This window comes from Glycomyces amatae (assembly GCF_020991375.1).
GTDB classification, from domain to species: domain Bacteria; phylum Actinomycetota; class Actinomycetes; order Mycobacteriales; family Micromonosporaceae; genus Glycomyces; species Glycomyces amatae.
Genome location: NZ_JAJLQZ010000011.1, coordinates 69,547 through 80,736, shown reverse-complemented (window position 1 = coordinate 80,736; position 11,190 = coordinate 69,547). Strand labels below are relative to the sequence as shown.

Annotated in this window: 9 protein-coding genes and 2 pseudogenes; 4 read left to right on the top strand and 7 right to left on the bottom strand. The window is 75.5% G+C overall.

What is annotated here, in order from left to right; all coding sequences use genetic code 11:
- Window positions 1-113 precede the first annotated feature (113 nt).
- On the bottom strand, window positions 114-722 hold the full coding sequence (locus LO763_RS17405; RefSeq protein ID WP_439650301.1) for a maleylpyruvate isomerase family mycothiol-dependent enzyme: 609 nt from the start codon (window positions 720-722) through the stop codon (window positions 114-116).
- A 181-nt stretch (window positions 723-903) separates the two neighbouring features.
- On the opposite strand from LO763_RS17405, the gene LO763_RS17400 reads away from it, so the two are divergent.
- From LO763_RS17400 to LO763_RS17390, 3 genes are read left to right on the top strand one after another with little or no spacing between them, the layout of a single operon-like run.
- The gene (locus LO763_RS17400; protein WP_230786614.1) at window positions 904-1,572 is read left to right on the top strand and encodes a DUF2306 domain-containing protein; all 669 of its coding nucleotides are present in this window, start codon (window positions 904-906) and stop codon (window positions 1,570-1,572) included.
- Window positions 1,569-2,705 (top strand): sensor histidine kinase, encoded by a 1,137-nt coding sequence (locus LO763_RS17395; protein ID WP_230786611.1) that lies wholly within the window; start codon window positions 1,569-1,571, stop codon window positions 2,703-2,705. The genes LO763_RS17400 and LO763_RS17395 overlap by 4 nt, the downstream gene beginning before the upstream one ends.
- On the top strand, window positions 2,702-3,373 hold the full coding sequence (locus tag LO763_RS17390) for a response regulator (RefSeq protein WP_230786610.1): 672 nt from the start codon (window positions 2,702-2,704) through the stop codon (window positions 3,371-3,373). Before LO763_RS17395 ends, LO763_RS17390 begins: the two co-directional genes overlap by 4 nt.
- A 150-nt stretch (window positions 3,374-3,523) precedes the next feature.
- Here LO763_RS17390 and LO763_RS17385 read toward each other — a convergent pair whose 3' ends face one another.
- The 3 genes from LO763_RS17385 to LO763_RS17375 are packed head-to-tail and all read right to left on the bottom strand — an operon-like array spanning window position 3,524 to window position 5,898.
- Window positions 3,524-4,354, bottom strand: coding sequence for a cytochrome c oxidase assembly protein (locus LO763_RS17385; RefSeq protein ID WP_230786608.1), 831 nt, complete (start codon window positions 4,352-4,354; stop codon window positions 3,524-3,526).
- Window positions 4,351-4,827 carry a DUF2243 domain-containing protein gene (locus tag LO763_RS17380; protein ID WP_230786607.1) on the bottom strand — a complete coding sequence of 159 codons (477 nt, stop codon included), beginning with the start codon at window positions 4,825-4,827 and terminating at the stop codon, window positions 4,351-4,353. Before LO763_RS17380 ends, LO763_RS17385 begins: the two co-directional genes overlap by 4 nt.
- A gap of 48 nt (window positions 4,828-4,875) precedes the next feature.
- Entirely contained in the window at window positions 4,876-5,898 is a 1,023-nt protein-coding gene (locus LO763_RS17375) for a LacI family DNA-binding transcriptional regulator (RefSeq protein ID WP_230786605.1), read from the bottom strand.
- A 278-nt stretch (window positions 5,899-6,176) separates the two neighbouring features.
- Between LO763_RS17375 and manD the strand changes: the two genes are divergently transcribed.
- Window positions 6,177-7,415 carry a D-mannonate dehydratase ManD gene (gene manD, locus LO763_RS17370; RefSeq protein WP_230786603.1) on the top strand — a complete coding sequence of 413 codons (1,239 nt, stop codon included), beginning with the start codon at window positions 6,177-6,179 and terminating at the stop codon, window positions 7,413-7,415.
- A 16-nt stretch (window positions 7,416-7,431) separates the two neighbouring features.
- Here the strand turns inward: manD and LO763_RS17365 are convergent, their stop codons facing one another.
- The 3 genes and pseudogenes from LO763_RS17365 to LO763_RS30280 form a co-directional block, all read right to left on the bottom strand.
- A complete protein-coding gene (locus tag LO763_RS17365; RefSeq protein WP_230786600.1) occupies window positions 7,432-10,488 on the bottom strand; it encodes an AfsR/SARP family transcriptional regulator in 3,057 nt (1,018 codons plus the stop codon).
- Window positions 10,489-10,814: 326 nt separating this feature from the next.
- A pseudogene (locus LO763_RS29955) lies at window positions 10,815-10,984 on the bottom strand (IS982 family transposase); the annotation flags it as partial.
- A 45-nt stretch (window positions 10,985-11,029) separates the two neighbouring features.
- Window positions 11,030-11,140: pseudogene (locus LO763_RS30280) on the bottom strand (IS982 family transposase); the annotation flags it as partial.
- Between the last annotated feature and the right edge of the window lie 50 nt (window positions 11,141-11,190).

The window sequence follows — 11,190 nt, the reverse complement described above, 5'->3', positions numbered from 1 at the left end:
CCGGGGCCCTTCGGACCTGTCAATCCTCACCGGGACCGCCCCGCCCCCGCCTCTGGCGCGAGGAGCAAATCCGCTTGCGCCTTTTGACGCAGGAGCGGGGCGCGGCGCCCGGGTCAGGCGGCGGCGCAGCGCTCGCGAAGGATCGGGACGCCGTCGCCGGAGAGGTCGTCGCAGCACGCCCCGCGGCCGGTCATCGCCATGATCAGCGCCAGGGTCGGGCCGGAGACGAGCGGGCCCTCGCCCGCCGTGAACGGGCCGTCGGTCGCGGCCAGGCGCAGGTCGGCCACGCGCCGCTTCGCGACCACGACGAAGTCGGAGCCCCGGTAGTACTCGGCGAGGAGCGCGAGCGTCTCGGCCGGGTGGTCGCGGCGCAGCCCCAGCGGGCGGCGGATGTCCTCGCCGTGCACGACCGCCTCGCCGAGCACCGCCCGCAGCCCGACCATGCGGGTGGTGCCGCCCGCGGCCCGCTCGAACCGCCGCAGGGTCTCGGCGGGCGAGTCGCCGAGCCGCTCCTCCAGGCGCATCGCCACCTGCTTGTCGAAGTCGAAGCGGCACTTGATCACCCCGGCCATCCAGCGGCCCCAGCCCAGGCTCGCTCCGGCGGTGAGGTGCGCGAGCGCTTCGCGCACGGACAGGCCCGCGCACAGCGACGGCGTCGCCCACTGCTCGTCGGTCAGTCCGGCGAGGTCGGCGGCGAGCGCGCGCCGTTCGGCGTGGACCATCGCCCACAGCCGCGCCTGGTCGTACTGCGGTCCCGCGGTCCCGGGCTGGTTCATGGATGAGGCTCCTTCTCGTTCGGTCGACGGTAGGACGAGGCGGCGCGGGCGGATTCGTCGCCTCCGCGAGGTCGTTTAGGCCACATGGCTGAAGCGGCGACCCCTTCGCCGCCATCAGGATTGCGGTATGAACGCACCTCAGCGCCCCGCCCGCCGCGAGTGGCCGATCGCGGCCGGCCTCATCCTCCTCGCCCTCGTGCCCTCGGTCGCCGGGGCCTTCCGCATCGGCGAGATCGCCGTCGGAGCGCCCGAGACGGACGCCAACGCCCGCTTCATGCAGATGCCGCTGCCGGTGGTGCTGCACATCGTCGGCGCGCTCGTCTACTCGATCGTCGGCGCCTTCCAGTTCCTGCCGCGCCTGCGGCGGCGGCGCACGCGCCGGCACCGCTTCGCCGGGCGGTACCTGCTCGTCCCGGCGGGGCTCGCGGTCGCCGCGAGCGGGTTGTGGATGACCGCGGTCTACGACACGCCCGCCATCGCGGACGGCGCGGTGGCGGTGACGCGGTACGTCGTCGGCGGCCTCATGCTCGCGTTCATCGTCCTCGGCGTCGCCGCGGTCCGCCGCCGCGACTTCTTCGCGCACGGCTCGTGGATGATCCGCGCCTACGCGCTCGCCATGGGCGCGGGCACGCAGGTGCTGACGGCGGGGGCGTCCACGCCGATCGTCGGCGAACCCGACGCCTTCACGCACTTCGTGCAGCTGGGGGCCGGGTGGCTCGTCAACATCGCGGTGGCCGAGTGGATCATCGCCCGCCGCCGCGCGGCGGAGCGCCGCCCCGCTATGGTCGCCGCATGAACGCGACGCCCCTCCGACGCCGGTTCGCGGCCGCGTGGTCGCGCCCCCGCGCCGCGGGCGGCGACGGCCCCGGGCCCCGCGACGTCGCGCTCGTGACCGCCGCGGCCGCGGTGTCCGCCGTCGAGGGCGCGCTGCGCCCCGACCTGGTGTGGCCGCCGGCGACCGTGCTGGCGACCGTCGCGATCCTGCCCGTGCTCCTGTGGCGCCGCACCCGCCCGCTGCTCGGCGTGGCGGCCATGACCGCCGCGACCTCGGCCCTCGCTCTGGCGCACGCCCTCGCGGGCGCCGACCCGGACGCGCTGGTCACGACGTTCGTGTTCCTGGCGATGCCTTACACGCTGTTCCGCTGGGGCTCGGGGCGCGACCGGATCGCCGGCGCCGCGGTCCTCGCGGCCGGCCTCCTGTTCACCAGCGCGCTCGGCCGCGACCCGGTCGCCGACACCGTCGCCGGGGTGGTCTTCTTCGGCGGCGCCTGCCTGATCGGGGCGCTGCGGCGCGAGCGCGTGGAGTCGCGTGCGCGGCAGTTGGACACGGTGCGGGCCCGCGAGCGCGAGGCCCTCGCCCGGGACCTGCACGACACGGTGGCGCACCACGTCTCGGCCATCCTGATCCGCGCGCAGGTGGCGAGCGCGGACCCGCGCGACGCGGGGCGCGTGGCCGAGTCGCTCGGCGTCATCGAGAGCGAGGCGCAGGCGGTGCTGGCGGACATGCGGTCGCTGGTGCGCACGCTGCGCGCGCCCGCGGGCTACGCGCCCACCGCGGGCCTGGACGAGCTCGCGCGCCTCGCCGACCCGGGCCCGCCGCCGGTGCGGGTGCGCGTCGAGGCGCCCGCCGACCTGCCGGGCATCGCCGCGTCGACCCTCTTCCGGATCGCGCAGGAGGGCGTCACGAACGCGCGCCGCCACGCCCGCGGCGCCACGGCGATCGAGGTGGCGGTCACCGCTGACGCGGACGCCGTCGCCGTCGTGGTGCGCGACGACGGCGGCCCCGCGCGTCCCGGGCCGGGCGGCGGCCACGGCCTCCAGGGCATGGCCGAGCGCGCGGCGCTCCTGGGCGGGGAGGTGGCCGCCGGTCCGGACCCGGCGGGCGGCTGGGTCCTGCGCGCGTCGCTCCCGCTGCGGGGTGCGGCGTGATCCGCGTTCTCGTGGCCGACGACCAGGAGCCGGTGCGCACGGGCCTGCGGCTGCTGCTCGAGGCGCAGCCGGGGATCGCGGTGGTGGGGGAGGCCGCGGACGGCGCGGCGGCGGTCCGGCTCGCGCGGCGGCTGCGCCCGGACGTGGCGCTCCTGGACATCCGGATGCCGCTGCTCGACGGGGTGGAGGCGACTTCGCTGCTGGCGGGGGAGGGCGTGGCCGATCCGATCGCGGTCGTCGTCATCACCACGTTCGACCTGGACGAGTACGTGCACGGCGCGCTGCGCGCCGGCGCGAAGGGGTTCCTGCTGAAGGAGGCGGGGCCGCACCTGATCACCGAGGCCGTGCGGGCCGCCGCGAACGGCGACGCCCTCATCTCGCCGCAGGTCACGGCGCGGCTGCTCGGCGAGTTCTCGCGCCCGGTCCGGCGGGTGCGCCGGCCGTCGGCGCCGCTCACGGGCCGCGAGGAGGAGGTGCTCGCGCTGCTGGCGACGGGTCTGACGAACACCGAGATCGGGGAGCGGCTGTTCCTCTCGCTCGGCACGGTCAAGACGCACATCGCGGGGATCCTCGCCAAGCTCGGGCTGCGCAACCGCGTCGAGGCCGCCATGTGGGCGTACGAGTCGGGCCGCGTCGGCGGCGACGCGGACCCCCGGGACCATCGCTAGCGGGCGGGCTGCCCGCCCGCCGCGAGGGCGTCGAAGGCCTCGCCGGGGTTGCGCCGCCCCGGTGCTCGAGCCGCGGTGAGATCTCGTCGCCGAACGGGTCGAGCGGGTCCGAGGAGTCGACGGGGCCCGGCTCGGTCCCCTGCCGGGCGGTCACGCCGGTGACCTGCCGGGCCCGGGCGCGGTGGGCAGCGCCGCGCGGCGGTGCCGGCGGGCCCGGTCCCGGCCGGTGGCGGCGTACCACTGGAGGGCGATGACGGCGGCGAGGGCCAGTTCGACCAGGTCGCCCCCGTAGTACATCAGCTGGGCGCCGGTCTGGAGATCGGCGGCGGTGACGGCGGCGCCGGGCGGCGGGGCCGTGTAGAGGCTCTTGGCGAGGACGGCGTGCGCGGCCCCGGCGGCGAGCAGGGTCGCGCCGCGCCACACCGGGCCCCAGCGGCGGCGGACCGGGTCGAGCCCGCAGACCGCGAAGGCGAACAGGACTCCCGCGGCGAGGACGTGCAGTTGGAGCAGCGTGTGCGCGGTGGGGTGGTGCTGCACGGCGGCGAGCAGCGGGGTGCGGTACAGCAGCCAGAGCCCGCCGACGTCCAGCAGGGCCGCCGCGGGCGGGAAGGCGAGCCATGCGGCGGGCCTGGAGTGGGCGAGGCGCAGCAGGGCGCGGCGGGCGCGGCCCGGACGCAGGGCGCGGAAGGCGAGGGTGAGCGGTCTGGCGAGGACGAGCAGGAGCGGCGCGGCCATGCCGACGACCAGATGCCGGCCCATGTGGGCGGTGAACGGCCCGCCCGGGAGCGCGGCCGTGGACGCGTAGGCCAGGGCCCCGGCGCCGACGGTGAAGGCGGCGTCGCGGTGCCACGGCCAGGCGTCGCCGCGCCGCCGGACCCGGTCGGCGCCCCACGCGTAGAGCAGGGCGGCCGCGATCGCGGCGGCGGCCAGGAGCAGCTCGGCCGCGCCGACGCCCGTGTGGTGGAGCGGGGCGGCGCTCACGGCCGGCCCCGCCGGTCGCGCAGGCGGCGGGCCCGGAAGGCCAGGACCGTACCGGTCGCCAGCAGGGCCAGCCCGGCGCCGTTCCAGGCCAGGTCGTAGGGGAGGAGGTCGACGCCGTAGCGGATCTGGTGCAGCCGCAGCAGCTTGTGGTCGACGAGGCCGTCGAACAGCTGGAAGCCGCCGAGGCCGAGGAGCAGCCCGGCCCGCGCGTGGGCGGGGGACAGTGCGCGGCGGCGGTGCAGGTCGGCGTACCAGACGAATCCGGCGACCAGGGCCAGCAGCTCGGCGGTGTGCAGGAGCCCGTCCGAGACCAGGCCCGCCGCGGAGGTCGACCGGTCGACGAAGTGGTGCCAGCGCAGGATCTGGTGGAAGACGATCTCGTCGATCGCGGCCATGACCGCCGCGCCGATGAGCGCGCAGGCGGCCAGCGACCGGCCGGGGCGCATCGCGGGTCCGGTGGTGCCGTGGTCCATCTCCGGCGGATACCGCGCGGGCGCGGCCGCAAACCGGACGCCCGTGCGCTACGCCTGCGGCTCGGCCACCGACTCGCGGCTGATGAACTCGGTCTGGAGCACGATCTCGGTGCCGCCCTGGGTGCCGTCGAGTTCGGCGAGGAGGCGCCTGACGGCCTTCCCGCCGATCTCCGCGAGCGGGAGCTTGATGGAGCTCAGTGCGGGCGTGGGGAGGTCGGCTCCGAAGATGTCGTCGAACCCGATGATGCTGAGCCGCCCGGGCACGTCGATGCCGTGCTCGCGGCACTCGCGCAGCAGGCCGAGGGCCACGAGGTCGTTGTAGGCGAACACGGCGCTGACGCCCGCGGCCTTGACCCGCTGGAACGCCTCGGCCCCGCCCTCGCGGGTCGGCGCCGTCGACTTGACCTCCACGATGGACATGTCCCACTCGACGGCCAGCTCGAACAGCGTCTGCCACCGCTGGCCGTTGAGCCAGGAGAGCTGCGGTCCCGAGAGGTAGGCGATGCGGCGGTGCCCGAGCCGCCGGAGCCGGCCGAGCGCGTCGGTGATGCCCGGGCGCACGTCGGGGACGACGGCGGGGATGCCGGGCACCTCGCGGTTGACCATCATGACCGGCTTGACCGAGGACAGCTCCTGGATTCGCCGGTCGTCGAGGCGCGAGGCGACCAGCAGCAGCCCGTCGACATAGGACTGGAGGCGTTCGGCGGTGGTGTGCTCGAGCTCGCTCGACTCCTGCGAGTCGGCGAAGACCAGCGTGAACCCGGCCTCCGAGGCGACGCGCTCGGCGCCGCGGACCAGGTCGAAGTACACGGGGTTGGTGATGTCGGAGACGATGAGCCCCAGCGTGCCGGTCTTGCCGGTCGGCAGCGCCCGCGCCATCGGGTTGATCCGGTAGCCGAGCTCCTTGGCGGCCTCCCGGATGCGCCGCTCCGTCTCGGGGTTGAGCCGCCCGGGCTTGTTGAGCGCCCGGGAGACCGTGGAGGGGCTCACGCCGGTGTGCCGCGCGATGTCGTAGATCGTCGCCGGCGCCTTGCGGTCCTGGGCCGGGGCAGCTCCATCTGGCTGGTCCACGTCTCCCCTTTCACGAAGTTCGCCGCGAATGTCGCCAGGCAATCGATTGAGGAATGTTGCCGGGGTTGCCTCCCGGCTCAGCCGATCATACCGAACCCCGGCGACGGGCCGAAGCCGCCCGCCGCCCGGGCAGATCGAGCGGCAATCGATTGACTGTCAGGGGATTCGATGCCAGAATGACGCTCGTGCTCGTCCCTGGAGCCGCAACCCGAACCGCCGAACCCCACCGATTCGCGGCCGCGAAACAGTTGCCATCGGCCGCGCTGGAGAGGACCGCAATGCTCATCGACAAGGCCGAGGTGATCGTCACCAGTCCGGACCGGAACTTCGTGACGCTCAAGCTCACCACCGACGACGGCCTGACCGGCCTGGGCGACGCGACGCTCAACGGCCGCGAACTCGCCGTGGTCGCCTACCTCAAGGACCACGTGGTGCCGCTGCTCATCGGCCGGGACGCGCACCGCATCGAGGACACCTGGCAGTTCCTGTACCGCTCCGCCTACTGGCGCCGCGGCCCGGTCACCATGGCCGCCGTCGCCGCGGTCGACACGGCCCTGTGGGACATCAAGGGCAAGGCCGCCGGGATGCCGGTCTACCAGCTCCTCGGCGGCGCCTCCCGCGCCGGGCTCCTGGCCTACGGCCACGCCTCCGGCAAGACCACCGACGAACTGTTCGACTCCATCCGCTCCCACCAGGAGCAGGGCTACCGGGCCATCCGCGTCCAGACCGGCGTCCCGGGCCTGAAGTCCATCTACGGCATCGCCTCCAACGCCACCTACGAGGCCATGGAAGGCGTCCGCTACGACCACGAGCCCGCCCAGCGCGGCGCGATGCCCAGCGAGGAGGACTGGGACACCCGCTCGTACCTGCGCCACGTCCCCACCGTGTTCGAGGCGGTCAGGAACGAGTTCGGCCCCGAGCTGCCGCTGCTGCACGACGCCCACCACCGGCTCACCCCGATCCAGGCCGCGCAGCTCGGCAAGTCCCTCGAGCCGTACGACCTGTTCTGGCTCGAGGACGTCACGCCCGCCGAGAACCAGGAGGCGCTGCGCCTGGTGCGGGGGCACACCACCACGCCCCTGGCGATCGGCGAGATCTTCAACACCGTCTGGGACTACCAGCAGATCATCCGCGAGCAGCTCATCGACTACGTGCGCTCGGCGGTCACCCACACCGGCGGCATCTCCCACCTCAGGAAGGTCCTCGACTACGCGGCGCAGTACCAGATCAAGTCCGGGATGCACGGCCCCACGGACATCTCGCCGGTGGGCATGGCCGCCGCGATGCACCTGGGCCTCGCGGTCCACAACTTCGGCATCCAGGAGTACATGAAGCACGGCGCGAAGACCGACCGGGTCTTCCAGCAGTCCTTCACCTGGAACGACGGGTTCCTCCACCCCGGCGACCGGCCGGGCCTGGGCGTCGAGCTCGACCTGGACGAGTCGGGCAAGTACCCCTACGTCCAGGCGTACCTCCCGTTCAACCGCCTCGCCGACGGCACCGTCCACGACTGGTAGACGCCGCGGGGCCGCGTCAGCGGCGCTCGGCCGCGTCGACCGCGGCGAGGAGGCCGCGGGCGCGGTCCTGGAGGAGCCCGAACCCGCACTCGGAGGCCGTCGCCAGGGCCGCGGCCGCGTCGCGGCGGGCCCGGTCGGCCTCCCCGAGCTTCAGGAGGGCGGCGGCGCGCCCGCACGCCGCCTCGACGCGGTAGTAGGCGCCGTCGTCGCCGATCAGCTCGAGGGCGCGGTCGTAGTGGCCGACGGCCTCGCGGTGCTCCCCGAGGGCGTCGCGGACCGCGGCCAGCGCCGACAGCGCGTTCGACTCGACGCGGTGGTCGGAGAAGTCGCCCAGGCCCTCGACGGCGCGGGTGGCGCACTCGAGCGCCTCGCCCTCGCGCCCCGAGGCGAGGTGGATGCGCGCGGCCAGCGTGAGCCGGCCGCTGAGGTGCCCGATGCCGCCGCCGTCGCCCTGCCCGGCGAGTACCGCGTCCATGTAGATCTGCGCCTTGACGAGGTCGCCGCGCAGGTAGTGGGCGAGGGCGAGGTTGGCGCGCAGGGACTGCTCGAAGGTGAAGCTGCCCTCCCGGACCGCCACCGCGAGCGCCTCCTCGAAGTGCGCGATGCCGGTGTCGACCTCGCCGAGGTGGCAGTGGGCCACGCCGAGCATGGTCAGCGCGCTGCACACGCCGTGGGGGCTGTCGAGCTCGCGGTGGGCCCGCACCGACGCCTCGCCGTGGGCGATCGCCTCGCGGAGCCTGCCCAGGCCGGCGCAGGCGTGCGCGAGGTTCTGCTGGAGGGCGGCGCGGCAGGGGAGGAGGCCGGCCTCGGCGGCGATGTCGACCGCGCGCAGGCCGTGCTCGATCGCCTCCCCGGACCGGTTGGAGCGCAGCAGGGCGGTGACCAGGCTGAGCGCGGCGAGGGCCTGGCCGGTCAGGTCCCCTTCGGCCCGAGCGGCGTCGAGGGCCGCCCGGCCCGTCCGCACGCCGTCGTCGCCGTGGACGCCGAGCCACATGTAGCCGCGCAGGACGTCGGCGAGCCGCCAGGCCGTCCGGCGCGGGCCGTGCTCGGCCGCGTGGAGGACGGCCGCGACCAGGTTGCGGTGCTCGGCCGCGAGCCACGCGGCGGCCGCATCGGCGTCCAGTTCGATCGGCGGCCCGTCGCGTTCGGGCAGCGGGAGGTGGTAGAAGCCCGGGTACAGCCGGGCGCGGCAGGCGTCGGCCCGGTACAGGTACCACTCGAGCAGGCGCCCCACCGCGTCGTCGCGCTCGGCCCGGGGGTCCTCGGCCTCGGCGCGTTCGGCGGCGTAGAGCGCGAGCAGGTCGTGCAGGCGGTAGCGCCCCGAGCGGTGGTGCTCGACCAGGTGGGCCGCGACGAGGCGGTCCAGGGCGCGCTCGGTCGCCTCCGCCGAGACGCCCGCGAGGCTCGCGGCCGCCTCGGCGGTGAGGTCGGGCCCCGGCACCGCGCCCAGCAGCCGGAACAGCCGTCGCGCGTCCTCGGGCATGGCGCGGTAGGAGGAGTCGAAGACCGCTCGCACGGCCGCGTCGTCGCCGCTGATCTGGAGCGAGGCGAGGCGGTCGGCCCCCGAGAGCCGGTCGATGTAGGCGGCGATGTCGGGCCGCGGCCCCGAGGACAGGTTGGCGGCGGCGATGCGCAGCGCCAGCGGCAGCCGCCCGCACAGCCCGGCGAGCGCCTCGGCCGCGTCATCGGGCACGTCGAGCAGCCGCACGAGGAGGTCGCGCGCGTCGCGGCCCTCGAGCGGGCCGAGCGTGAGCGGGGCGCCGCCGTGCCAGGCCGTCAGGCCCCCGAGCCGGTGGCGGCTGGTGGCCACCGCCATGGAGCCGGTCCCGCCCGGCAGCAGGGGCCGGACCTGGTCGGCGTCGGCGGCGTTGTCGAGCACGATGAGCACGCGCAGGCCGCTGGTGCGCGTGCGGAAGCGGGCGGCGGCCTCGTCGACGTCGACCGGGAGGCGCGCGGGCGGCACGCCGAGCGAGGACAGCATCCTCGCCAGCGCCTCGATCGGCCGCAGCGGCGGGGCGTCGCCGTGCCCGCGCAGGTCGACGAACAGCTGCCCGTCGGGGAACCGGTCGGCGACCCGGTGCGCCCAGCTGACGGCCAGCGCGGTCTTGCCGACCCCGCCCATGCCGGTCACCAGGGCCAGCGGCACCGGGCCGGCGCCGTCGACCAGGCGGTCGAGGGCGCGCAGCTCGGCGTCCCTGCCGGTGAAGGGGTGCGGCGGGCGGGGCAGTTCGCGGGGGACCTCGGCGGGCGCCGGCCGGGCCGCCGCCGCGGGCCGGGGCACCGGGCTCCACGCCCCGCCCAGGCTCGCGGTCGCGACGTCCGCCAGCCGCTCGTCCGAGCGCAGCACGGCCTCGTGCATGCGCTGGAGCGCGGCCCCGGGCTCCACGCCGAACCGCTCGACCATCTGCGCCCGCTTGGCGCGGTACACCGCGAGCGCGTCGGTCTGGCGCCCGGCGCGGTAGAGCGCGAGCATCAGCAGGGCGCCGAAGTGCTCGTCGTAGGGGTGCTCGGCGGCCAGTTGGGACAGCGAGGCGAGCACCTCGGCGTGCTGGCCCAGGTCGAGGCCGAGCTCGTGGAGCTCGCGCCGGGCGCCGAGGTGCCGCGCCTCGAGGCGCTCGGCCGCGGCCGCGACGACGCCGGTCCGGGCGATGCCCTCGTACGGTTCGCCGCGCCACAGGGCGAGGGCGCCGCGCACGCTGCCGAGCGCCGCCTCCGCGTGGCCGCTCTCGCGCTCGCGCCGCGCGCGGGCGGCCAGTTCGGTGAAGCGCATGGCGTCGAACTCGTCCGCGGTCACCGTGATCTGGTACCCGGCCGCGCCGCGCGCGATGTGCCCGGCGTCGCCGATGCCGCGGCGCAGCCGGTGCAGGTGCACCTGGATGCTGCCGGCGGCGCTCGGCGGCGGGGACCCGGACCAGGCGACCTCGGTCAGCTGGTCGACGGTGAGCTGGCGCCCGGCCTGGGCCAGCAGGGCCGCGAGCAGGCGGCGGCGCAGCGGCGAGGGCTGCGGCCCCGGGGCGCCGTCGATGCGGACTTCCAACGGCCCCAGCACCCTGAAGTCGACGCGGTCAGGCACTCGGCGCCACTCCCTTCCTCTCGTCGGCGGCCGGGGAGCACTTGCTCGGAGCGCGGTCCCCGTGCCGCGGAACAGTATTCCAGTCCGGCCCGCGAGGCCCCCGTCACGTGACCGGAGGTCGGTCCCTGGTCCTGCTGAGGGACGCCGCGGGTCGGCGGCCCGCGTCGGCGCCCGGACCGGACGCCGCGCAGCGGCATCCGGCCGACGGCCCGCTCGCCGCGTCGTCGGCGCTCCGGAGACGACACCGGAGCGCCTGCCGCCCGACCGAACCGATGGACCCGGATGCCGCCCCTGAAGTCCGCCGACAGGGCCTAGATGATTGATCGTTAATGGTCGTATGCCGTGAGCGATCGGAGAACGGGCTGGTCGGTGCGCCAGTTGTTCCAGATGGCGGCGGTCAGCGCGAGGACGCGCGAGGCGGCGTAGGAGAACACCCCCTTTCGGGTGTTCTCCCGTTGTGGTCTTCGAGCGTGTCGATGATCGCCTCGATCCGCTGGAGGACGCCGCCGAGGCCGCCGCGCCTGAACGTCTCGTGCTCCTGGTAGCCCGACTGGCCGGGGATGAAAGGGAACAGGTGTCGAAGGTGCTTGCGGGCGTAGTGGATCCAGCGGCGCTCGGTCTTGACCTGGAGCAGGTGCTGGGCCACGACCACGCGCCGATCGTGAGGCGGCACCGCCTCTACACTGGCGCCTCGAACGTTCA